Below are 20,692 nucleotides of genomic sequence, written 5' to 3' on the forward strand. Positions count from 1 at the left end.
CACAGGCTATGTGCGCACAGAAGGCTTGTCAAGGAAAGCGCTTCGATCGCTTCGGGCTATATTTATCTCAAAATGTCGTATCTACTCAGCACATTTTGTATCCGCTCTTGCTCCGGCAATCGGAGTCGGGGTCGCTATCGGTATCGGAATCGGAACAGGAAAAATTTTGAACGCTTCCCAGCGTTTTCGATCCCGATACCGATACCGATCCCGATACCGATCCCGACTCCGATCCCGACTCCGACCCCGACTCCGACCCCGACTCCGACCCCGACTCCGACCCCGACAACTGCATTACTCTATGCTGAATAGTTACAAAAAGCCTTTATTTTCAGGGTCATCTCGACTCGTCACCTCATCAGAGCCAACATCCGCCTCAAACCCGAGAACATCCCGATGTTTCCGGTACAGGCCGCGGAACTGGTTGTAGCGCAGGCCGAGGAGTTCCGCGGCTTGGCGCTGGTTGAACCTGGCTTGGAGCAAGGTTCGGCGGAGATAGCGGCGTTCCAGTTTGGCTACGGCTTCCGGCAGGCTGAGTTGCTCGGGCAAGAATGGTTCTTCATGCGCCATGTTTTGTCCAGCCGGGGAACTTGAGCCCGGATGTCGCACTTCTTGTCCGGCCTGGGGTGATCGTTCCGGAGCTGCGGCCTTTGTCGCGGATGGTGATGCGGCAAAGGGATCAAGGACCACATCATTGATCACCGTCGCGTCACCGGCCCGGAACACGGCCCTCTCCACGACGTTTTTCAACTCCCGCACATTGCCCGGCCAGGAATACGTTTCCAGGGTCTTAACCACGGGTGCCGACAGGCGCGGCGGTTCGGCACGGCCCAGTTCCACGGCCATTCGGGCCGCGAAATGTTCGGCCAACAGGACCGCGTCACCGGACCGCTCACGCAGCGGTGGAACGCGCAGAACCTCGAAGGCCAGACGGTCCAGCAGGTCGGGCTTGAACCGCCCCTGGACCGCCAGGGCGACGAGATCGGCGTTGGTGGCCGCGATAATTCGTACGTCCACCTCCAGAGGCGTGGCTCCGCCAAGGCGCTCCACGACTTGGTATTCGGCCACGCGCAGGATCTTTTCCTGCATGCCCAGGGGCATGGTTCCGATTTCGTCCAGAAAGAGGGTGCCCTTGTGCGCCGCTTCAAACCGGCCGCGCCGCAACCGGACCGCTCCGGTAAACGCTCCTGGCTCATGGCCGAAGAGTTCGGACTCCAGAAGCGATTCGGACAAAGCCGAGCAGTTCACGGCCACCAGGGGACCCTGCCAGCGATGGGAATGGTAGTGCAGCCGAATTGCGGCCAATTCCTTGCCCGTTCCCCGCTCACCGACGATGATCACGGGCCGGTTCACCTTGGCCACGGCAACCAGGCGCTCCTGAAAGGCCAGGAAGGCGTCCGAGCGTCCCAGGGCCTCAAGCGTCGCGGAAATGTTTGTGGTCAAATTTGTCATAACTTGTTCTTTAATGCCGAATATTGCCTGATTTCGTCAAGCAGTATTGTTCCTGTTTTTCGCAACACACCGAAATATCAACTAATATCCGTTGGCACGCCATATGCTTTTCCGGAGCTGATTATATCGCCCCAAACCGCAAGGAGGACCAAGTCATGGGTATTTTCACCCGATTTCGCGACATCATCAGTTCCAATATCAACGCCATGCTGGAAAAGGCCGAAGATCCGGAAAAGCTGCTGCGCCTGATGATCCAGGAGATGGAGGAAACCCTGGTGGAACTCAAGGCCTCCTGCGCCGGGGCCATGGCCGCCGCGGTCAGGATTCGCAGGGAATGGGAGCAGGTGGACGCCAAGATCCTGGGCTGGGGAGACAAAGCCGCCATGGCCGTGGACAAGGGCTACGAAGACCTGGCCAGGGAAGCCCTGCTGGAGAAACGGGAGCTGGAGGCCAAGGCCGATCGGTTGGCCGAGGAGTTGGCGGAAAGCGAGGGCATTATCGAAGGCTACAAGGACGATATCGCCACGCTGGAGGAAAAGCTGCTTTCGGCCAAGGACAAGCAGCGCCTTCTGGTCCAGCGCCACATGCGCGCCAAGGGCCGCAAGCGAGCCGGCCTGGATCTGCGCCGGGCCGACTCCCATGCGGCCATGCTGCGCTTCGATGAGTTCGAACAGCGCATCGACCGGATGGAGGCCGAAGCGGAGTTGGCCGGTCCCTGGGCAACTCCCTCCGCTGGTCGTCAACGACGGGGTAAAGGCGAGGAGCCCTTTACGCTGGAGGAAAAATTCGCCAAATTGGCCGCGGACGAAGATATCGAACGTGAGCTGGCCGAGCTGCGCTCCAGAAAAACGGCTCCGGCAGGCCCAACAGGCTCTGGCCAGACCAGCCGGACCGACCAGAACGGGCTGTAATCAGTTTCGGCCTGTCGCCAACTTCCCAACACTTTCAAGGAACACCGCCATGATGGGTTTTCTGACCACTCTGGTTCTCGCCGGAACGGCGTTGATCATCGTTTTCTTCCTGGGCGTAATCGTGCTCACCGGCATTCGCCACTTCCGTTCCGGACCGGACGGTCGGATTTCCTCGGATGAAACCGACGAAGCCCGCATGATCCAGGAGATCTATCGCGGCCTGGAAAAACTGGACGCCCGGGTGGACAACCTGGAATCCATCCTGATGCGCAAAAACGAAGAAGGTGGTCCACAATGATCGACCATGCGGGCCGGGATCGGCTCTACCGCTCCAGGAGCGGCATGATTCTCGGGGTGTGCAAGGGCTTGGCCCGATATTTCGACGTGTCCCTGTTCTGGACACGGGTCATCGCCGTGCTGTTGATGTTCTTCACCGGTTTCTGGCCCCTGGTGGGCATCTATCTGCTGGCCGGATTCCTGCTCAAACCCGAACCCGTGCTGCCCTTGAACAACGACGAGGAAAGCGATTTTTACCAAGCCTACGCCCGTTCCAGAAACGAGGGGCTTTCCAGGATCAAAAGCAAGTTCGACCGCCTGGACAAACGCATCCGCCGCCTGGAAAACGTCGTCACCTCCAAGGAATTCGACTGGGATCGCCGGTTTAAGCGTTAACGTGAAAAGGAAAATCAGCCTCTACCGACTGCAACGTGATACACAATTTTTCGATGACAGATACAGTAGATCAAGATCAGGTCATCTTTAACCTTGTATATCACTCGGTAGTCACCGATTCTCATCTTCCAGTAGCCTTTCAATGTCTTTCGCAGAGGTAATCCGTAGGCATTGGGAGCAATCAGCAACCGAGATTCAATGGCCTTTTTTATACGCTCTCGCATCTCGGAACTGATATTTTGCAGGTCTTTCGTCTTAACATCATGGTGATAAACCAACCGATAAGAATTCAAGACCAAACCTCTTCGTGGGACAGGGCCTTGTCGTGATCAAATGAGCATGCTCGTTGGTCCGCTATATTCGCCATGGTGACATCTTCCCTGATCTCCATCGCTTCCTTGACCAAATCGCGCATGATTATGGACATCGAAACGCCATGCCCCTGGGCGAGCTCACTTACAGCTCCGTAAAGTTCTCCACCCAACTCCACATCCACTCTTGTTTTTTCTGTCGGCATATCATTCACCTCTGATTGTCTTCTGGTGAGAAAGTCAAATGTTATAGGTCGACGACGCCGTCTCTCCTCCCGTTCCCGTCCAATTGGTGTGGAAGAATTCCCCTCTGGGCTTGTCGATGCGCTCGTAGGTGTGTGCGCCGAAGTAGTCGCGCTGGGCCTGGAGCAGGTTGGCCGGGAGGCGTTCGCAGCGGTAGCCGTCGTAGTAGCACAGGGACGCGGCCACCACCGGGGCCGGGACGCCCAGATCCACCGCCGTTTTCAGGACCGTGCGCCACGCGGCCTGGGCCCCGGCCAGGACTTCGCGAAAATACGGAGCCAGCAGGAGGTTGGCCAGTTCCGGATCGGCATCGTAGGCTTCCTTGATCGTGCCCAGAAAACGGGCCCGGATGATGCACCCTTCCCGCCAGAGCAGGGCGATTTCCCCGAGGTTCAGGTTCCATCCATATTCCAGGGAGGCCGCGCGCAACAGTTGAAATCCCTGGGCGTAAGAACAAATCTTGGCCGCGTAGACGGCTTTCTCCAACTGATCCACGAACGCGGCCGCGTCGCCGTCAACGCCTTGCGAGGAGTCCTTGCCTGGGCCGGAAAGGTACGGTCCGGCAGCGACCCGCTCCTCCTTGATCGCGGAAAGGAACCGGGCAAAGACTGCCTCGGCGATCTGGGGGATGGCCACGCCTAGGTCCAGGCCGACCTGGGAGGTCCACTTGCCCGTGCCTTTCTGGCCGGCCGTGTCCAGGATCAGGTCAACGGTGGGCCTCCCGCTTTCCGGATCCACATGCCCGAGAATGTCCGCGGTGATCTCAATCAGATAGGAGTCCAGTTCCCTGGTGTTCCAGGCCGCGAATATGGGTTGGATCTGTTCCGCGCCCAGGCCCAGGCCCTGGGACAGCAGGTGGTAGGCCTCGCAGATCAGCTGCATGTCGCCGTACTCGATCCCGTTGTGGACCATTTTCACGAAATGCCCGGACCCGTCGGGTCCAACCCAGTCGCAACACGGGGTGCCGTCCGCCACCTTGGCCGCGATGGCCTGGAAGATCGGCTTCAGCGCCGGCCAGGCCAGGGCGTTGCCGCCGGGCATGATGGACGGCCCGAGCAGGGCCCCTTCCTCTCCTCCGGAAACCCCGGCCCCGACGTACAGCAAGCCTTTCGCGGCCAGATCCGTGCAGCGCCGGGTCGTGTCCAGGTAGGAACTGTTGCCGCCGTCCACGAGGATGTCTCCCGGCTCCAGCAGCGGTTCCAGAGCGTCGATGAGCTGATCCACGGCCGCGCCGGCCCGGATCATGAGCATGATCCGGCGAGGTCGTTCCAGGCTGGCGACCAGCTCCTCCAAAGTCCGGCATCCGACCAGATTCTTGCCCCGGCCCCGGCCGGCCAGAAAGGCGCCCACCTTGTCCACGGTCCGGTTGTGGCAGGCCACCCTGAACCCCTTGCTTTCCATGTTCAGGATCAGATTTTCGCCCATCACCGCCAAACCGATCACCCCGATATCCGCGAGCTTGTTCATCCGTTTTTCCTCTTTCGTGGTTGCTGGTTGCGTCACACAAAGTTTCCGTTCTCACTGGCCTCGCGGGGCCGTCGCCAGGGTAGATGGCCGTTCAGCTCGATTTCCAGGGAAAAGCTGAGAAAGGTCCGGATCAATACCAAAAGCCCCAACAGAGCGACATGCTGTAAGTTGAAATTGTGGGTGGCGGTCAAGATGATGTCCCCGGCCACCAGCAGTTCCAAACCCAGCAAAATGGCCTTGCCCATGCCGCGACGATAGTCGTGATAGAAGCGATCCGTATTGCGATGCACCCAGGAACGGTACAAAAAGAGTCCGGTGGTGGCCACCACGCCGACGCAGATTATCGCCACGCCCAGAGCCTCCATGCTCAAGGCGGCGTAATACATGAAACGAACGAACAAACCAATGGGCTCTCCAACCATGTCGCGCTCCAATGCTCAAATGTGTCAAGAAAAACGAGCCTTGATTCCTGCCCAAAGAGGCCCTACAGAGACTCCCATGCCTACCTCGTCTCCAAAGCCCTCAATGTGGTACCTGATCCCCGCGGCGCTTCTGGCTCTGCTGGTCGCGGTGCTGATTTTTCACTACGCGACCCAGTCCTCATCAACAACCGCTTCGGGAGAAAACCTTACGGCCAAAGCCGCCTGGGAGCTGGTTCAGGAAGGAGAGCTGAGCATCGTGGACATCCGGCGTCCGGAAGAGTGGCGGCAAACCGGAACGCCTCAAGGCGCGATCCGGCTGTCCTTCGAAACCCACCCCGAAGGGCCGGAAGGCTTCCTCCGGGACCTGGAAGCGGCCCTGGAATCCGACAAGACCCGACCCTTCGCCATCATCTGCCGCACCGGCAACCGCACCGGCCTCTTGCTTCCCTTCCTGCACGCCAACGGATTCACCGCGACCAGGGCCATCCCCGAAGGCATGGCCGGCAGCAGCCATGGCCGAGGCTGGCTGCGCCACGGCCTGCCCCTGGATCGCTGAATGGACCGCTGAACCCGGCCCCTCACCCCGTCTCGTCCACAATTCGCCCGGAGTTGCGAAACAGCAAATCCAGCAGGATTTGTTCCAGCGACTTCGTGGGCACATGCCGCCGAGCCTCCACGGCCTGATCCAGCAGATCAGCCTGGGATTCCAGTGAGGCGGCCTGATATTCCAGGCCGTCCTGGCGGCGGGTGTAAATGTCTTCGATGAGGGTCATGTCGCCGATATAGCCGGACAGGGTCTGCAATTGGTTGTCCAGATCACCGCCCGCACTATCGTCAAGATTCGCGCCAGTAAGGTTACCCCACGCAAAATCGGAATTCGCTGCATCCAGCGCCCGGAAAGTGAGATCAAACCCGCCATCCGGAAAACCCTGGATATGCACCTCCCCATCCGCTGAAATCTGCTCGGTGTCCCATTGACTTTTGTCCAGGAGGGCGATGTTGTTGTACCGTGTGGCCCCAATGGTGCTTGTGATGCGTTCGCGCAAGGCATCGTAGTCGTCCTTATCCTCTTGAGAGATTGTCCCGCCCTCGTCGATTTTTGTCTGAACGGATTTCGCCAACGCCTCCATCTCTTCCAGCAGCCCCTTGATGGTGCTCACAGCCTCCTTGGCGATGCCCATCATCGCTCCTCCTTCCTTCACGTTCCGGGCATTCTGCCGGATCGTCCGGCTGTCCGCGCGGAGCTTTCCGGTAATGGCCTCGTCGAAGGGATTGGTCAGGGGCTGGACCGGCTGGCGGCCCAGGATCATGGACCGCAGGTTGGCGCCCACGCTGGAGCCGTGAAAATAGGCGTTCATCAGCATGTCCTGCTGCCAGAGCTGATTGGCCGTATCGTAAAGCACGAGCCGTTGCAGGTCACTTAAAGCCATGATGGTCCCCCTGTTGATGGGTGGAAGATCAGATTGGTTGTGGACCCGGACCCCAGCCGTATCAGAAACTTGACCATGGCACGCATCATGTTCCGTTCCCCTTTAGGCCAAAAGATCGTCGCGGCTTGGATAGAAAGACATTAGTCTTTAGCTATCCTCAGCGGGTTGGAATTTCAATCCATTGATCATGATTTTCCCGGCGAGAGTGACGGGGGGCGACATGAATTGGTAAATGTAGGGTGGGCTTTACTGTTTCATTTTCTCTCCAGCACTGCTCCCCAGAAGAACTCTCCGGCTGGCGAATCCGGCGGGGTGGCGTATTGGGTGGTGATGGTGAAGGCGGGATGATTGTTCAGGAAGTGAGTCATTCTGGATTGGTTTTCGTCGGGATTGAGCGTGCAGGTGATGTAGACGATGCGTCCGCCCGGGGCCAGGCTCGCTGCAGCTTGTTGGAGGATGCGGTTTTGGAGGGCGATCAGGGGGGGGATGTCCTTGGGGGTGCGTTTCCACTTGCTGTCCGGGCGACGGGCCAGGACGCCGAGGCCGGAGCAGGGTACGTCCAGCAGGATGGTTCGGGGCTGCTCCTTCCAGGGCGGCGGTGCGTCGGCCCGGGCCAGGACCACTGGGATGGGGGGCAGGCCCAGGCGGCGGAGTTCCTGGACGAGGCCACGCAGCCGGACCGGATTGGGATCGCTGGCAAGCACTCGCTTTTGGCCTCGCTCCAGTAGGTAAGCGGTTTTTCCGCCCCTTCCGGCGCAGGCGTCCCAGATCGGCTCCGGCCAGGAGCCCGCCCCCAGGGCTCGCAAGACACGTTGGGCTTCCAGGCTTTGCCGGGAGACGGCTCCGTTTCGGATGTCCTCGGTCAGGTCCGGAAACGCCCGGCGGGCCGTTTCTCGGGAACAGGCGATGCTTAGGGAATCGAGGATTTCCAGTTCCGGGGCAAAGGCTTCCACCTGACGGGTCAGGGCGTCCCGCCGAGGATGCAGCGGGTTGATCCGCAGCCCCAACGGAGCAGGCGAGGACTGGGCCTCGGCCAGCCTGGAAGCCGTGTCCAGGCCGTATCCGTTGATCCACAGATCAACGATCCACAGCGGCAGGGAATGGTAGCGGGAGAGAAAGGTCCGCTCGTCAGTTCGCTCATTTGGCGCGTCCCGGCGATAGAAATCCGGGTCAAGCAGGGTCTGGGACTGTTCGTAAACCCAGGTCATCCAGGCCGAAGCCACCTTGGCCAGTCCGCCTCCCCACTTCTTGCGCACCCGGTTGGTCAGCCAGGACCGGGTAGCGAATTCCGGAATCCGCTCCAGAAAAAGCGCCTCGTATCCGGCTAGTTCCAGGGCTGTCCGGCACTGGGGCGGCAGATTGCCGGGCTTGCGCAGGAAGCGGTCCAGACAAAAGGCCAGCCTGCCCTTGTGGCGCAGATACCCGTAACACAACTCCGCCGCCAGGTTGGCGTCCCGGACGTCGAGCTTGCGCTCGCGAATCTGGCCGTCCAAGGCAAACTGCGCGTCATCGCCCCGTATGATCCGGCCCAGGGCGGCCAGGGCCGCGAGGCGGGCCGGGGGGATTGTCGGTTGGGGCATGACGATTACGTTCTCGTTGCGTCCACGAGAGGCATGCTGGAGGTTTACTGTTGCTCAAACAGAAGATGGTGTCGCGGGCAATCCGTCATGATAGATGGTTTCCGGCGCGATATCGATGTCCCCGGGCCATGTCACCGTACCGTAGTCCACCCTGGCCAGGGAGAAAAAGCCGGGATTCTCCAGGCGCTGGTAGATAGGATAGTGAAGGTAAGGGCGCATGTCGAAGCGTCGTACTTCACCCGTGTTGAAAGTGACGACGAGATGATAATCCTGGATCGATTTTACGGCGGTTACTTCAATCATGTCCGTCCTCTCAACGTAATGGTTCAATGGGAAACACCGACTCGCCGTTCACGGCCAACGTCCAGTTGGCCATGAGTTCTTCATCATGAATCGCAATCCAGGCTTGCACAAGTCGAAGTTTTTTCGAAGGAATTTCGCCTTCAAGCAATTCACCGCTAGGAATGGCGACAACAGCTTTCATCCCCTGGTATTCGACATGCAGGTGCGGCAGTTTGTGTTGTTTGTTGTCCATGTACAACAAACGAACAATGATTCCGTAAAACATGCTGATGGTCGGCATGGCGCTGCTCCTTGTGAAAATGGAGATCGAAGGGTGTCGCTGACTTACAAAGGTCCTCCCTGCCTTCGTCAGCTTCGAGCGGGTACGGCCAAAAAGCGTTGCAGGGCGGCTTCGATGTTGGGCAGGTCCACCAGGGTGTCCAGGCAGGGGCCGAAGGGGCGTTGGTTGAGGACGCCGTAGACCGGGATGGGGTAGGTGTCCTGGATGCCGCTGGACAGGTCCCGGGCGCAGGCCACGGCGATGATCAGCTTGGGTTTGTTCTGGACCACGATCCGCCGGGCGATGGTTCCGCCCGTGGCGATGGCGATGCGGATGCCGTAGGTTTCCGCCAGGCCGATCAGTCCGTCCAGGGGGCATTCGCCGCAGCGCTTGCAGTGGTTGATGTCGTAGGTCAGGCGCCTTGGGCAGCGGGAATTTTGCAGGCAGTGGGGCAGCAGAAGCAGTATTTCGTGGGGTTGGAACCGGCCTCGTTCCGAGGTGACCAGCTCGTTGTTCACCTTGATGAAGGACAGTCGGATGTCGTCCCTGGGAATGTTGAACAGCCGCCCCAGAAGGGTCATCAGGGGCAGAAAGAGCTTGATGGTGATCCCCCGAAACCGCGAACTGAGGGGAAAGCTGCGGCTCAGGAGAATGTTCAGGACCAGGCCGATGGAGGACCAGAGGATCATGCTCCCCAGGGCCAGCAGGGCGACGGCCAGCAGACCCGAGGCCAGGGGATGAATATTTTGCAGGCCGATGAAGGGGATGACCCATAAGACGACCAGAACCAGACACAGCAGCAGCGAGGTGCCCAGGATCAGGCCGATGAACAGCCGCTTTCCGGGATTGGAGACCGTTTCCAGGAATTCCGGGTCCAGGTCCTGCTTCCGATCCTGCTTTTGGGGCGGCTCAAGCGGCTTCAGGGACATCAGGACTCCTCGGGCGGGGGACAGACCGGCTCGTCCGGCCCCAGGCAAAGGTTGTCGCCGGGACGGAATTGGCGCAGGTAGCCGCAGCAGAAGGCCTGGGCGTCCATGCGCTTGGCGTCGGAAGGGTGGACGTGGCGGACCAGATAGGCCTTGTCCCGGCAGGCGACGGCCAGCATGTCGCCCTGCATGCCGATGAACGAGCCGGGGGCGGGCTTGTCGCCCTCAAGAAGTTCGCCGACGTGGCCGGGATGCACGGCGATCTTTCGCCTGGTCTGGTTGTCTTCGGGCAGAAAGAAATAGGCTCCGGGCCAGGGATGCATGGCTCGGACGTGGTCATGAACGACCCGGGCCGGCTGGTTCCAGTCGATCAGCCCCATGTCCTTGGTCAGCCGGGGGGCGTAGGAGGCCAGGGAGTGATCCTGTTCCACGGCGACCAGCGTACCGGCCCGGTGCCGGGCCAGGGTTTCCAGCAACAGTCTGCCGCCCTGGGCGGCCAGGTTGTCGTGCAGGGTCTGGGCCGTGTCGTTGATGTCGATGCCCATGGCCCGCTGCAGGAGGATCGGCCCGGTATCCATGCCCTTGGCCATGCGCATGATGGTGATTCCGGTGACCGGGTCCCCGGCCAGGAGCGCGGCCTGGATGGGCGAAGCGCCTCGGTAGCGCGGCAGCAGGGAGGCATGGACGTTCAGGCAGCCGTGTCTGGGCAGGTTCAGTACTGTTTCTGGAAAGATCAGGCCATAGGCCGCGACGATGAAGAAGTCCGCCTGAAAGGCTTCCAGCTCCGCGACCATGGCCGGATCCTTGAGGGTTTCCGGCTGCAGGACCGGATAGCCCTTGGTCAGGGCCAGTTCCTTGACCGCGGACGGTTTGCAGGCCCGGCCCCGGCCGCAGGGGCGGTCCGGCTGGGTGACCACGGCCAGAATACGGACGTGTTGATCCGTACTCAGGTCGTCCAGTATCCGGGCGGCAAAGGGCGGGGTGCCGAAATACACCACTCGCAACGGGTCGCCGGAATCGGACGGCGTCCCGGGGGGAGGAACGGGCGCGGGAATGGGCCCGGGAATGATCGGGCGCGTCAATGTTTCTTGAGCCATTTTTTCAACTTCTGCTCGTAGAGTGAACGTTTGAGACGGCTGATCTTATCGATGAAGAGCACGCCGTCCAGGTGGTCCAGTTCGTGTTGGAGGCAGATGGCCAGCATGCCGTCCACTTCCAGGTCCACGGGTTGGCCGTCCAGGTTCAGGGCCTGCAACCGGATGCGCTCGGCCCGCTGGACCTTGCTCCGGTAGTTCATCACGCTCAGGCATCCTTCGCTGGATTCCACCTGGCCCTGGGCCTCGACGATCCGGGGGTTGACGAAAACCAGCGGCTCCTCGCGCTTGTCCGGACCGCTCGCGTCCACCACGATCAACCGGCACGACTCGCCCACCTGGGGTGCGGCCAAGCCGAGGCCCTCCTTGTTGTACATGGTTTCCAGCATGTCCTCGGCCAGTTGGCAAATCTCCGGGGTGACGGTCTCGATTTCAGCCGCGGTCTTGGCCAGAATCGGGTCCGGGTAGGTCAGTACGGGGCGAATCATCAGCCGAACCTACTTTACCGCTTCCCGGGCCTTTAATCCCAACTCGCGCAACTGGACGTTGGACACGGGCGAAGGGGCCTGGGTCATCAGGCACGAGGCCTTCTGGGTTTTGGGGAAGGCGATCACGTCCCGGATGGAGGCTGACCCGGTCATCAGCATCACCAGCCGGTCCAGGCCAAAAGCGATCCCGGCATGGGGCGGGGCGCCGTATTCCAGGGCCTTGAGCAGAAAGCCGAACTGCCTGCGGGCCTCTTCTTCGTCAATGCCCAGGGCCGCGAACATCCGCTCCTGCATGGTCGCGGAATGGATGCGCACGGATCCGCCGCCGATCTCGTAGCCGTTCAGGCACAGGTCGTAGGCCTTGGCCAGAGCCTCACCGGGCTGGTTCACCATGAGCTCCTCGTGGCCGTCCTGGGGGCTGGTGAAGGGATGGTGCCGGGCCACCCAGCGCTGGGCGTCCGGGTCGTGCTCCAGGAGCGGAAAGTCCGTAATCCAGACCGGTTGAAAGCTGGTTTCATCCACCAGGTTGAACCGCTGGGCCAGCTCCAGGCGCAAATTGCCCAGGGCCGCGTTGACCACGTCCGGGGAGGCGGCCTGGAAAAAGACGATGTCGCCTTCCTTCAACCCCAGGGCCGCAGTCAGCCCGGCCCGCTCCTCCTGCGAGAGGAACTTGGCGATGGGTGACTGCCACTCGTCGGCCTTGATCTTGATCCAGGCCAGGCCCTGGGCCCCGTAAATCTTCACGAATTCGGTCAGCTGGTCGATGTCGTTGCGGGACAGGCTCGACCCTCCGGGCAGGACCAGGGCCTTGACCAGCTTGGCTGAGGCGAACAGCTTGAACTGGGAGCCGCGGACGATGTCCGTCACGTCATGCAGCAGCAGGTCGAAGCGGATGTCCGGCTTGTCCACCCCGTAGGAGCCCATGGCTTGGTCGTAGGTCAGGCGGGGGAATGGGTCGGGCAGGTCGATGTCCAGGGCCTGCTTGAACACCTGGCGAATCATCCGCTCGGCCAGATCCATGACCTGGGCCTGATCCACGAAGGACAGCTCCAGGTCGATCTGGGTGAACTCCGGCTGGCGGTCGGCGCGCAGGTCCTCGTCGCGGAAACAGCGCACGATCTGATAATAGCGGTCCATGCCCGCGACCATGAACAATTGCTTGAAGAGCTGCGGCGATTGGGGCAGGGCATAGAACGAGCCCGGATTCATGCGGCTGGGGACCAGGAAATCCCGTGCGCCCTCGGGGGTGCTTTTCGTCAGGATCGGGGTTTCCAGTTCCAGGAAGCCTTCCTGGTTCAGAAAATTCCGGAAGGCCTGGGTGGCCTTGTGCCGCAGAATCAGGTTGCGGGTGCACTGGGGACGGCGCAGATCCAGATAGCGATACTCCAGGCGGGTTGACTCGGTGACTTCCACCCGGTCCTCAATGGGAAAGGGCGGAGTCTTGGCGCTGTTGAGCAGCTTCCAGGAACGCACCTCCACTTCCACGTCCCCGGTGGGCAAACCCGGATTGCGCATCCCTTCGGGCCGGGCGCGAACCACACCTTGAATGGCCAGGACGTACTCGGAGCGCAGCACGTGCGCCCGGGCATGGGCCTCGGCGTTGATCTCCGGGTTGAACACCACCTGGGTCCGGCCGTGCAGGTCGCGCAGGTCGATGAAGATCAGCCCGCCGTGGTCCCGGCGAAACTGGACCCAGCCCATCAGACAGACCTCTTGGTCGGTGTCCGTAATCCGTAGTTGAGAGCAATGATGGCTGCGCTGCCAGTCGCCCAGAGCCTCGCATTCGCGCTGTGATGTGGTTTCGGTCATGGGGTGAAAATCCTTGCAGAAGAATGTGACAAGTAAAAGGTGCAGTCCGATCAAAAAAACACGTGTAAGGAGCAAGAAATGTGTAATTACTCAGCACATTATGTGTCCGCTCCTGTTCCGGCAATCGGTGTCGGGGTCGCTATCGGTATCGGAATCGAAACAGAAAAATATTGAGCGCATCCCCGCATTATCGATCCCGATCCCGATCCCGATTCCGACCCCGGCAACAGAATTACTCTGTGCTGAATAGGTACAAAATGTTTAAGATCGAAACGTATGTTATTGATACGTGAGAGTTTGAACGATTTGCAGCGACGCAGCAATTGGGAGTATTTCAACGGACTGCTACGCGCCGCCCGCCATCCGGTTCAGCAGATTCCCCGGCAGATCCGCTTCGGACACGACATATTGTTCGCCGTCGCGCATGTCCTTGACCGCCACGGTGCACTGAGCCGCCCCGTCCTCGTCCAGCATCAGGGCGAAGCGGGCTCCGGCCTTGTTCGCGGAGCGCATCTGGCTTTTCAGGCTGCGGAAGGCGTAGGGGAACTCCACGGAAAAACGTTGACCGCGCAGAACCTGGGCGATTTCCAGGGCTTTTTCCAGAAGGGTTTCGGCATGCACGGCAATGTACACGTCCACTCCCGGATCCGGCTGCTCCGGGGCCAGCATGGCCAGACGCTCCAGGCCGCAGGCAAAGCCGATGCCCGATACGTCCGGGCCGCCGAGCTGTTTGACCAGACCGTCGTAGCGCCCGCCCCCGGCCACCGAGGACTGGGCGCCGATGTCCGTGGAAACCACTTCAAAGGTCGTGCGCTGGTAGTAGTCCAGGCCGCGGACCAGCAGGGGATTGAGCGTGACCTGGAGCCGGGAGCGGCCCAGCAGGTCCAGCACGGCGTCGAAATGCACCCGGCAGGCGTCGCAGTTATGGTCCGTGATTACCGGCGCGCCCGTGGTCAAGGCCTTGCATCCGGGAACCTTGCAGTCCAGGACGCGCAATGGATTGGTGGTTATCCGACGCTGGCAGTCCTCGCACAGGCCCGATTGGTCCACGTCCCGGAGGTAGTCATCCAGGGCGGCCCGAAACGTCGGTCGGCAGGCGGCGCAGCCCAGGCTGTTGAGCTGGTATTCCAGGCCGGTCAGGCCGATTTCCGAGAGAAAACGGTGGAGCATGAACAGCATGTCCACGTCCACGAGGTGGGAGGCTGATCCCAGAATTTCGACGTTGATCTGATGAAACTGGCGCTGGCGGCCCATTTGCGGACGCTCGTAGCGGAACATGGGGCCCAGGGTGAAGAACTTGAGCACCTCGTCCTGGCGCAACAGCTTGTGCTGGATGCAGGCCCGCAGTACCCCGGCGGTGGCCTCGGGCCGCAGGGTCATGGAGCGGCCTTTGCGGTCCGGAAAGGAGTACATCTCCTTCTGAACCACGTCGGTCTCGTCGCCGATGCCCCGCACGAAGAGTTCCGTGTACTCGATGATCGGCGTGCGCAATTCCCGACAGCCGTATCCGGCAAAGACATCCCGGGCCGTGGCTTCGATGGAGGTGAACAGGTCGCTTTTCGGCGAAAAAAGGTCCACGAATCCTTTGCCGCTTTGTATCATGGTCATCGTTTTTCCTTGAGGGGTGGGAACAACAAAAGCAGGCTGCAATGGGCCTGGAGTGATGGGCGGACCTTGGTCGAACCCGTCACCAGCGTCTCAAAAAGCGAAACTGAATTTTTTAGCGCAATCAAGGTAGCCTGTCAAAACAGCCCCATGGGCTTGTTTGCCCGAGAAATCGTTTCTGCTATCCTCGACGAATCAAGCGAGCCAAGGATTAATAGAAGGCATAAACCAAGGAGACGCCAACATGACCACGCGAGCCATGGGCTTCGTCGGTTTTCATAAATCCGGTAAAACAACCTTGGTGACCCAGGTGGCGCAGCATTTGCGCGACCAGGGGCACCGGGTGGGGATCATCAAAAGCAGTCATCATCCCTTTGATCTGGGAGCGACGGACACGGGCAAGCTGGCCGGGACCGGATGCCCCGTGGCCGGGATCAATCCGGACCAGACCATGCTCGTGCTGCCCAATTCCATGCCGATCATGTCCGCCTGGTCCCTGCTGGACGCGGACATTCTTCTGGTGGAAGGCGGAAAAAAGCTGACCTTCCTGCCCCGGATCATTTTGCCGCGAACCGAGCCGGGTTCAACGGATGACCCCGCGGGCCTGGCCGACGGCCTGGCCCTGGCCGCCTGGGAGCAGGAAGAAGCCACGGGCCTGCCCGTCTGCTCAACTGTTGACGAGGTCGCGGATTTGGTGCTCCAGCGCGGGTTCCTGCTTCCGGCTCTGGACTGCGGTGCCTGCGGACGGGAAGACTGCGCGGAGCTGGCCCGGGACGTGGTGGCCGGAAGGGCCTCTCCCGATGATTGCAAGGCCGTTGAGGACGCCTTTTCCGTGCGCGTGAACGGCGTGCCTCTGGGCATGAATCCTTTCGTGGCCAGGATCATGGCCTCGACCCTCCGGGGTATGCTGTGTCAGCTCAAGGGCTACGCGCCCGGGACCATTGATATTCATCTCGGCCCGGCTTCCGGAGGAACGTCATGAAGGAGTCGTTTTTTCAGGTCGTTTCCATTGCCCGGTTTGTCGAGACCCTGAAGACCTTTTCCCGTACCGCGACCCTGGAGCGGGAAATCGCCGGAGCTTTCGGCATGGTCCTGGCCGAACCCGTGGTTGCGGCGGAGGATCTGCCCTTGATGCACCGCTCCTGCATGGACGGTTACGCGGTGCGGGCCGCGGACACCTTCGGAGCCTCGGAGTCCAACCCCACCTACCTGGATCTGGCCTTTGCCGTGGCCATCGAAACCCCGTCCGATGCGGCCCTGGAGCCGGGAACCTGCGCCCGGATCACCACCGGCGGGAGTCTGCCCCAGGGCGCGGACGCCGTGGTCATGGTCGAACAGACCCTGGAAATGGGCGGACAGGGAACGCCAGAGGCTGTTGGCGGGGAGGCCGCGGGCGGGCTGGGCGGCACGACCATCGAGATTCATAAATCCCTGTCTCCCTGGGACAACGTGATGCTCCGCGGGGAGGACGTTCAGGCCGGGGAGACGCTGCTTCAGCCCGGCACGCGCCTGGACGGGGCCCGGATCGGCCTGCTGGCGGCCCTGGGGTATTCGCGGGTTCGGGTACATGCCCCGGTCACCGTGGGCATCCTTTCCACCGGCGACGAAGTGGTGGCCGTGGACCAGCCGGTACGACCCGGGCTGGTCCGGGACGTCAATTCCCACACCCTCGCGGCCCTGGCCGAAGCCGCCGGAGCCAGAGCCGTTCGCCTCGGGCTGGTCCGGGACGATCTGCAAGCCTTGGCCTCGGCCCTGGAAAAGGGGCTGGAGGAGTGCGACGTGGTTCTGGTGTCCGGCGGCAGTTCCGTGGGTACCCGTGATCATTCCCTGGAAGCCCTGGAACGGCTGCCCGGCGGGGAAATCCTGGCCCACGGCGTGGCCATGAGCCCCGGCAAGCCGACAATTCTGGCCCGGGCGGAGACGGATACCGGCCTCAAGGCCGTTCTCGGTCTGCCCGGGCAGGTGGCCAGCGCCCAGGTGGTGATGCAGGTTCTGGTTCTGCCTTTCCTGGCACATCTCCAGGGCCTGAATCACGCCTTCGACCCCGGCCCCCTGGAGACAGTCCCGGCCCGCTTGTCCCGCAACGTGGCCTCCCGGCAGGGCCGTACGGACTTTGTCCGGGTCGCCCTGAGCCGGGACACGGACGGCGGCCTCGTGGCCACTCCGGTCTTGGGCAAATCCGGTCTGCTGAAGACCCTGCTCCAGGCCCAGGGGCTGATGGAAATTCCGGAAAACCGGGAAGGGTTCACCGCCGGGACCGAGGTCATGGTGCGTCCGCTGGTTTAATACCATTTCTAATTCAAAGCTTCTCTTTCGGTATCGGTATCGGTATCGGGATCGGTATCGGGGTCGAGGTCGAATTAGGATTATTGGCGAACAACAGTATCTATCCCGATCCCGATCCCGATACCGATACCGACGCCGACCCCGATAACTGCATTTTCTCAAGCGAAAAACGCATTGCCGAAGTAGGATTGGTATAAGGTGTGAGCCTCTGTTTGCAATCCTTCATCCTGTTCAAGAATTGAGAGAATTTGAACCATGTCGAAATCCAATCCGGTGGTCATTGCCGTGGGCGGCAATTCGCTGATCAGCGAAAAAGAAAAAGTCACGGTGGAGGATCAGTACGAGGCCATCCGGGGGACCGTGCGCCATGTCGCCGACGTCATTGAAGCCGGCCGCCAGGTCTGCGTCACCCACGGCAACGGGCCCCAGGTGGGCTTTATCCTGCGGCGCTCGGAGATCGCCCGAAAGGTGGCCGGGATGCATCCCGTGCCGCTGGCTTCCTGCGTGGCGGACACCCAGGGCGCCATCGGCTGGCAGATCCAGCAGGCCTTGTCCAACGAGCTGCGCCGTCGCGGCCTGGGAGCGACCCATCGCGGCATGGCCGTGAGCGTGGTCACCCAGGTTCTGGTGGATGTGGACGATCCGGGTTTCGTTGATCCGGACAAGTTCGTGGGTGAAGTTTACCAGGAGGCGGACCTGCCTGTTTTGCGCGAGGAGTATCCGCACTGGGTGCTCAAGCCGGACCGGGGCCGGGGATGGCGGCGGGTCGTGCCCAGTCCCAAGCCGCTGGAGATCGTTGAACTGCCCGTGATCCGTTCCCTGCTGGAACAGGGCTTCAACGTGGTGGCCGTGGGAGGCGGAGGCGTGCCGGTGGTTCGCGGCGACGACGGAGAGCTGCGCGGAGTGGCCGCGGTCATCGACAAGGATTTGGCCACCGGCCTGCTGGCCACGACCCTGGGCGCGGACTTACTGGTGGTTTCCACGTCCGTGCCCAAGGTCAGCCTCAACTACGGCACTCCGGATCAAACGGACCTGGCCGACGTGACAGCCCAGGAGATGCGCACCTACCTGGCCCAGGGGCACTTTCCTCCCGGAAGCATGGGGCCGAAGATCGCGGCGGCCATCGACTTTCTCGCCAAGGGGGGCAAGGAGGTGATCATCACCTGTCCGGACAATCTGAAGAACGCTCTGGAGTCCGGGGGCGGGACGCGCATCACCCCCTAACGGCCTCTCGGGACGCTCTTTTCAAGATGCGCCGAAAGAAAAAGCCCGCGCCGGAACTCCCGGCACGGGCTTTTTTGATTGATTGAAAGGGGCCGGAAAGCGGGCTCAGCTTTCGATGGAAATGCGTTTGGTCTGGGCCTTTTCGCTTTTGGGCAGGGTGACCTTCAACACGCCGTTCTTGAACTTGGCCGTGACCTTGTCGGACTGGATTTCCGCAGGCAACGGGATGGAGCGGCTGAAGCTGCCGTAGGAGCATTCCCGGTGTACGGCGTTTTTCTTCTTCTCCTCTCGTTCTTCTTTCTTCACGCCGCGCAGAACCAGATAGTTGTTTTCAACGTGCAGTTCCACGTCCTCAGCCTCCAAGCCTGGTAGTTCGGCATTGACCAGCACGGCCTGTTCGGTTTCGGAGACGTCCACGGCGGGCATCATTTTTTCAAACGATTCCCTGGCCGGAAACGGAGACGAAAAATATGGCTCCATCATGCTGAACAAATCCGGTTGTCGCGCACTCTCGACGTTGCCTTTGGGCCGCAACACGGGAAAGAAACGATTCAACATGGAAAACACCTCCTCATGTGATCATCTCTGAAGTATTGCCGTTGTTCGAAGTTATTCCAACTCAACCTGGATCTTTCGGGGCAGGGCTTGTTCCGCCTTGGGCAGGTGCAGTTCCAGGACCCCGTTTTTCAAGGTGGCCTTGATCTTTTCCCGGTCCACGATGTGCGACAGGGTGAAGGCCCGGGTGTATTCCACATTGCCGAATTCCACGTGAATCCGGTTCTCGTTGGTCACCCCCTGGTAGGCGGACTTGCCGCCGATACGCAGTTCGTCGTCCGAGAGGTCGATGACCAGGTCCTCCTTGCGCACCCCGGGCATATCCACATAGATGAAGAATCCGTCGCCGGTCTCCAGAATGTCGGTGGCCGGCTTCATCCTCGGCAATCCCTTGGCTTCGGTTTGGGCGATATTTTTGTTCATGATTCTCCTCCTGTGATGCTAATTCATGTCGATGGAAATTTTGCGGGGCTTAGTGTCCTCGGATTTAGGCAGCCGAATTTCCAGGAGACCGTTCTTGGCCACGGCCTTGACCTTATCCACGTCCACCGGGGCGTTGATGTTCACCACCCGCTGAAAATTCCCCGTGGGGCGCTCCTGGCGGAAGTACTTGCCCTTTTCGATCTTTCGTTCGCCCTTGATCACCAGGGTCGAATCCGTAAAGGTCAGGTCGATGTCCTCCACGCTGACTCCGGGAATTTCGCAACGCACGTACAGAGCTTCCGCGTCCTCGCTGATGTTCAGCGGAGGGTAGGCGACCCTGCGCTGGCTGATGTTCAACGGGCCCCACAGCTCGTTGAAGACCCTGTCGAAATTGTCCATGCCGCCGTAGAAGGGACTCATGTCGATAACCATACTATCCTCCTTATACAAAATTGGTGTTGGTGTTGCCTTACGGTCCTTTAACTAAACATGGGGAAGAGGCAGTCAAGATAATGACGAAAAAAATATTTGGCCAAAAATAATAAATTATTTTTTGGTGTTGTAGGTGTTTGTGTGTCCTGCCCCGCTACGGATATGGAGTGCGTCCGGCACATCCCGCGGCTGAGCGCGGGGCAAGAAATCGTAGACTGAAGAAAAGGAGGCGCGATGGGTCACGAAGGACGACAGAGCCAGGCATCCGAACTGCTTCAATCCTGGGCGCGGCTGCTTGACCCGAACCACATCCCCGGGCCGGTCCTGGACCTGGCCTGCGGCGACGGGCGCAACGGGATATATGCGGCCCGACACGGCCTGGAGGTGATTTGCTGCGACCGGTCCCGACCTGCGTTGAGGCAGGCGCGGCGGGAGGCCAGGGCTCGGGGCGTCCGGATCAGGTTGTGGTGGACGGACCTGGAGGCAGCGGACAGAACGGCGCTACCGAAAAACACGTTCGGCGCGGTGCTGGTCTTCCGCTACCTGCACAGGCCGCTGATCCCGGAAATCCGTCGGGCCGTGCGCCCCGGTGGATATGTGATCTACGAGACCTTCACCGCGGACCAGCCCAAATTCGGCCCCCCACGCAACCCGGACCACCTGCTCAAACCGGAAGAGTTGGAGGAGTGGTTCAGAGATTGGGAGGTGCTGCATCGGTTCGAGGGCGTCCTGACCGATCCGGATCGGGCCATGGCCCGGATCGTGGCCCGGAAGCCGAGCGCCTGACGTCACTTCCGATG

General features: G+C 60.9%; 25 protein-coding genes. 8 read left to right on the forward strand and 17 right to left on the reverse strand.

The window, feature by feature from the left end; translation table 11 throughout:
* Positions 1–312 precede the first annotated feature (312 nt).
* Positions 313–1,452 carry a sigma 54-interacting transcriptional regulator gene (locus DESLA_RS18345; protein WP_051434324.1) on the reverse strand — a complete coding sequence of 380 codons (1,140 nt, stop codon included), beginning with the start codon at positions 1,450–1,452 and terminating at the stop codon, positions 313–315.
* Positions 1,453–1,607: 155 nt separating this feature from the next.
* Here DESLA_RS18345 and DESLA_RS0102795 point away from each other — a divergent pair, with 155 nt between their 5' ends.
* Genes DESLA_RS0102795 through pspC form a run of 3 tightly spaced genes read left to right on the forward strand, consistent with a single transcriptional unit; the run spans position 1,608 to position 3,035 of the window.
* The gene (locus tag DESLA_RS0102795) at positions 1,608–2,363 is read left to right on the forward strand and encodes a PspA/IM30 family protein (protein WP_028571302.1); all 756 of its coding nucleotides are present in this window, start codon (positions 1,608–1,610) and stop codon (positions 2,361–2,363) included.
* A 49-nt stretch (positions 2,364–2,412) separates the two neighbouring features.
* A complete protein-coding gene (locus tag DESLA_RS0102800) occupies positions 2,413–2,661 on the forward strand; it encodes an envelope stress response membrane protein PspB (RefSeq protein WP_028571303.1) in 249 nt (82 codons plus the stop codon).
* Positions 2,658–3,035, forward strand: coding sequence for an envelope stress response membrane protein PspC (gene pspC / locus DESLA_RS18350; RefSeq protein ID WP_035261276.1), 378 nt, complete (start codon positions 2,658–2,660; stop codon positions 3,033–3,035). Before DESLA_RS0102800 ends, pspC begins: the two co-directional genes overlap by 4 nt.
* A gap of 14 nt (positions 3,036–3,049) precedes the next feature.
* On the opposite strand, the gene DESLA_RS23640 is transcribed toward pspC, so the two are convergent.
* The 4 genes from DESLA_RS23640 to DESLA_RS0102825 are packed head-to-tail and all read right to left on the reverse strand — an operon-like array spanning position 3,050 to position 5,478.
* Positions 3,050–3,334 carry a type II toxin-antitoxin system RelE family toxin gene (locus DESLA_RS23640; protein WP_353740156.1) on the reverse strand — a complete coding sequence of 95 codons (285 nt, stop codon included), beginning with the start codon at positions 3,332–3,334 and terminating at the stop codon, positions 3,050–3,052.
* On the reverse strand, positions 3,325–3,552 hold the full coding sequence (locus DESLA_RS0102815) for a hypothetical protein (protein WP_028571305.1): 228 nt from the start codon (positions 3,550–3,552) through the stop codon (positions 3,325–3,327). Before DESLA_RS0102815 ends, DESLA_RS23640 begins: the two co-directional genes overlap by 10 nt.
* A 34-nt stretch (positions 3,553–3,586) precedes the next feature.
* A complete protein-coding gene (gene gnd, locus DESLA_RS0102820; RefSeq protein ID WP_028571306.1) occupies positions 3,587–5,056 on the reverse strand; it encodes a decarboxylating NADP(+)-dependent phosphogluconate dehydrogenase in 1,470 nt (489 codons plus the stop codon).
* Between the two features lie 32 nt (positions 5,057–5,088).
* Complete coding sequence (locus DESLA_RS0102825) at positions 5,089–5,478, reverse strand: DUF1622 domain-containing protein (protein WP_211239016.1); 390 nt, start codon at positions 5,476–5,478, stop codon at positions 5,089–5,091.
* A gap of 76 nt (positions 5,479–5,554) precedes the next feature.
* Here DESLA_RS0102825 and DESLA_RS0102830 point away from each other — a divergent pair, with 76 nt between their 5' ends.
* A complete protein-coding gene (locus DESLA_RS0102830) occupies positions 5,555–6,034 on the forward strand; it encodes a rhodanese-like domain-containing protein (RefSeq protein ID WP_169732584.1) in 480 nt (159 codons plus the stop codon).
* 22 nt (positions 6,035–6,056) lie between these two features.
* Here the strand turns inward: DESLA_RS0102830 and DESLA_RS0102835 are convergent, their stop codons facing one another.
* The 9 genes from DESLA_RS0102835 to hisS all read right to left on the reverse strand — a co-directional run bounded on the left by DESLA_RS0102835 (position 6,057) and on the right by hisS (position 14,975).
* A complete protein-coding gene (locus DESLA_RS0102835; protein ID WP_028571309.1) occupies positions 6,057–6,908 on the reverse strand; it encodes a flagellin N-terminal helical domain-containing protein in 852 nt (283 codons plus the stop codon).
* Positions 6,909–7,162: 254 nt separating this feature from the next.
* Entirely contained in the window at positions 7,163–8,488 is a 1,326-nt protein-coding gene (locus tag DESLA_RS0102840; RefSeq protein ID WP_028571310.1) for an RsmB/NOP family class I SAM-dependent RNA methyltransferase, read from the reverse strand.
* Positions 8,489–8,542: 54 nt separating this feature from the next.
* On the reverse strand, positions 8,543–8,791 hold the full coding sequence (locus DESLA_RS0102845; protein ID WP_035261280.1) for a DUF2442 domain-containing protein: 249 nt from the start codon (positions 8,789–8,791) through the stop codon (positions 8,543–8,545).
* A 10-nt stretch (positions 8,792–8,801) separates the two neighbouring features.
* On the reverse strand, positions 8,802–9,071 hold the full coding sequence (locus DESLA_RS0102850) for a DUF4160 domain-containing protein (protein ID WP_028571312.1): 270 nt from the start codon (positions 9,069–9,071) through the stop codon (positions 8,802–8,804).
* A gap of 68 nt (positions 9,072–9,139) precedes the next feature.
* A complete protein-coding gene (locus tag DESLA_RS18355) occupies positions 9,140–9,913 on the reverse strand; it encodes a DUF116 domain-containing protein (protein ID WP_435050754.1) in 774 nt (257 codons plus the stop codon).
* A 65-nt stretch (positions 9,914–9,978) separates the two neighbouring features.
* A complete protein-coding gene (fmt, locus tag DESLA_RS0102860; RefSeq protein WP_084031839.1) occupies positions 9,979–11,073 on the reverse strand; it encodes a methionyl-tRNA formyltransferase in 1,095 nt (364 codons plus the stop codon).
* Positions 11,055–11,558 carry a peptide deformylase gene (gene def, locus DESLA_RS0102865; RefSeq protein ID WP_028571314.1) on the reverse strand — a complete coding sequence of 168 codons (504 nt, stop codon included), beginning with the start codon at positions 11,556–11,558 and terminating at the stop codon, positions 11,055–11,057. Before def ends, fmt begins: the two co-directional genes overlap by 19 nt.
* Positions 11,559–11,567: 9 nt before the next feature.
* Positions 11,568–13,367, reverse strand: coding sequence for an aspartate--tRNA ligase (aspS, locus tag DESLA_RS0102870; RefSeq protein WP_028571315.1), 1,800 nt, complete (start codon positions 13,365–13,367; stop codon positions 11,568–11,570).
* A 345-nt stretch (positions 13,368–13,712) separates the two neighbouring features.
* A complete protein-coding gene (gene hisS / locus DESLA_RS0102875) occupies positions 13,713–14,975 on the reverse strand; it encodes a histidine--tRNA ligase (protein WP_028571316.1) in 1,263 nt (420 codons plus the stop codon).
* A gap of 241 nt (positions 14,976–15,216) precedes the next feature.
* Between hisS and DESLA_RS0102880 the strand changes: the two genes are divergently transcribed.
* The 3 genes from DESLA_RS0102880 to DESLA_RS0102890 all read left to right on the forward strand — a co-directional run bounded on the left by DESLA_RS0102880 (position 15,217) and on the right by DESLA_RS0102890 (position 18,482).
* A complete protein-coding gene (locus DESLA_RS0102880; protein WP_035261283.1) occupies positions 15,217–15,954 on the forward strand; it encodes a molybdopterin-guanine dinucleotide biosynthesis protein MobB in 738 nt (245 codons plus the stop codon).
* Positions 15,951–17,258 carry a molybdopterin molybdotransferase MoeA gene (locus DESLA_RS0102885; protein ID WP_028571318.1) on the forward strand — a complete coding sequence of 436 codons (1,308 nt, stop codon included), beginning with the start codon at positions 15,951–15,953 and terminating at the stop codon, positions 17,256–17,258. Before DESLA_RS0102880 ends, DESLA_RS0102885 begins: the two co-directional genes overlap by 4 nt.
* Positions 17,259–17,513: 255 nt before the next feature.
* Positions 17,514–18,482, forward strand: coding sequence for a carbamate kinase (locus tag DESLA_RS0102890; protein ID WP_028571319.1), 969 nt, complete (start codon positions 17,514–17,516; stop codon positions 18,480–18,482).
* 105 nt (positions 18,483–18,587) lie between these two features.
* Here DESLA_RS0102890 and DESLA_RS0102895 read toward each other — a convergent pair whose 3' ends face one another.
* From DESLA_RS0102895 to DESLA_RS0102905, 3 genes are read right to left on the reverse strand one after another with little or no spacing between them, the layout of a single operon-like run.
* Positions 18,588–19,040, reverse strand: a complete 453-nt coding sequence (locus DESLA_RS0102895) for an Hsp20/alpha crystallin family protein (RefSeq protein WP_028571320.1) — start codon at positions 19,038–19,040, stop codon at positions 18,588–18,590.
* Between the two features lie 51 nt (positions 19,041–19,091).
* On the reverse strand, positions 19,092–19,460 hold the full coding sequence (locus DESLA_RS0102900; RefSeq protein WP_028571321.1) for an Hsp20/alpha crystallin family protein: 369 nt from the start codon (positions 19,458–19,460) through the stop codon (positions 19,092–19,094).
* A gap of 18 nt (positions 19,461–19,478) precedes the next feature.
* Entirely contained in the window at positions 19,479–19,892 is a 414-nt protein-coding gene (locus DESLA_RS0102905; protein WP_028571322.1) for an Hsp20/alpha crystallin family protein, read from the reverse strand.
* Between the two features lie 234 nt (positions 19,893–20,126).
* Between DESLA_RS0102905 and DESLA_RS0102910 the strand changes: the two genes are divergently transcribed.
* Positions 20,127–20,678: a class I SAM-dependent methyltransferase gene (locus tag DESLA_RS0102910; RefSeq protein ID WP_028571323.1), complete on the forward strand. Its 552-nt coding sequence runs from the start codon at positions 20,127–20,129 to the stop codon at positions 20,676–20,678.
* The last annotated feature ends 14 nt before the right edge of the window (positions 20,679–20,692 follow it).

Origin of the sequence: Desulfonatronum lacustre DSM 10312, assembly GCF_000519265.1 — a bacterium.
Classification (GTDB): Bacteria; Desulfobacterota; Desulfovibrionia; order Desulfovibrionales; family Desulfonatronaceae; genus Desulfonatronum; species Desulfonatronum lacustre.

Coding starts and splice junctions, on each gene's coding strand:
- DESLA_RS18345 (WP_051434324.1), bottom strand. CDS start 1,452: ATGACAAATTTGACCACAAACATTTCCGCGACGCTTGAGGCCCTGGGA.
- DESLA_RS0102795 (WP_028571302.1), top strand. CDS start 1,608: ATGGGTATTTTCACCCGATTTCGCGACATCATCAGTTCCAATATCAAC.
- DESLA_RS0102800 (WP_028571303.1), top strand. CDS start 2,413: ATGATGGGTTTTCTGACCACTCTGGTTCTCGCCGGAACGGCGTTGATC.
- pspC (WP_035261276.1), top strand. CDS start 2,658: ATGATCGACCATGCGGGCCGGGATCGGCTCTACCGCTCCAGGAGCGGC.
- DESLA_RS0102815 (WP_028571305.1), bottom strand. CDS start 3,552: ATGCCGACAGAAAAAACAAGAGTGGATGTGGAGTTGGGTGGAGAACTT.
- gnd (WP_028571306.1), bottom strand. CDS start 5,056: ATGAACAAGCTCGCGGATATCGGGGTGATCGGTTTGGCGGTGATGGGC.
- DESLA_RS0102825 (WP_211239016.1), bottom strand. CDS start 5,478: ATGGTTGGAGAGCCCATTGGTTTGTTCGTTCGTTTCATGTATTACGCC.
- DESLA_RS0102830 (WP_169732584.1), top strand. CDS start 5,555: ATGCCTACCTCGTCTCCAAAGCCCTCAATGTGGTACCTGATCCCCGCG.
- DESLA_RS0102835 (WP_028571309.1), bottom strand. CDS start 6,908: ATGGCTTTAAGTGACCTGCAACGGCTCGTGCTTTACGATACGGCCAAT.
- DESLA_RS0102840 (WP_028571310.1), bottom strand. CDS start 8,488: ATGCCCCAACCGACAATCCCCCCGGCCCGCCTCGCGGCCCTGGCCGCC.
- DESLA_RS0102845 (WP_035261280.1), bottom strand. CDS start 8,791: ATGATTGAAGTAACCGCCGTAAAATCGATCCAGGATTATCATCTCGTC.
- DESLA_RS0102850 (WP_028571312.1), bottom strand. CDS start 9,071: ATGCCGACCATCAGCATGTTTTACGGAATCATTGTTCGTTTGTTGTAC.
- fmt (WP_084031839.1), bottom strand. CDS start 11,073: ATGGCTCAAGAAACATTGACGCGCCCGATCATTCCCGGGCCCATTCCC.
- def (WP_028571314.1), bottom strand. CDS start 11,558: ATGATTCGCCCCGTACTGACCTACCCGGACCCGATTCTGGCCAAGACC.
- aspS (WP_028571315.1), bottom strand. CDS start 13,367: ATGACCGAAACCACATCACAGCGCGAATGCGAGGCTCTGGGCGACTGG.
- hisS (WP_028571316.1), bottom strand. CDS start 14,975: ATGACCATGATACAAAGCGGCAAAGGATTCGTGGACCTTTTTTCGCCG.
- DESLA_RS0102880 (WP_035261283.1), top strand. CDS start 15,217: ATGACCACGCGAGCCATGGGCTTCGTCGGTTTTCATAAATCCGGTAAA.
- DESLA_RS0102885 (WP_028571318.1), top strand. CDS start 15,951: ATGAAGGAGTCGTTTTTTCAGGTCGTTTCCATTGCCCGGTTTGTCGAG.
- DESLA_RS0102890 (WP_028571319.1), top strand. CDS start 17,514: ATGTCGAAATCCAATCCGGTGGTCATTGCCGTGGGCGGCAATTCGCTG.
- DESLA_RS0102895 (WP_028571320.1), bottom strand. CDS start 19,040: ATGTTGAATCGTTTCTTTCCCGTGTTGCGGCCCAAAGGCAACGTCGAG.
- DESLA_RS0102900 (WP_028571321.1), bottom strand. CDS start 19,460: ATGAACAAAAATATCGCCCAAACCGAAGCCAAGGGATTGCCGAGGATG.
- DESLA_RS0102905 (WP_028571322.1), bottom strand. CDS start 19,892: ATGGTTATCGACATGAGTCCCTTCTACGGCGGCATGGACAATTTCGAC.
- DESLA_RS0102910 (WP_028571323.1), top strand. CDS start 20,127: ATGGGTCACGAAGGACGACAGAGCCAGGCATCCGAACTGCTTCAATCC.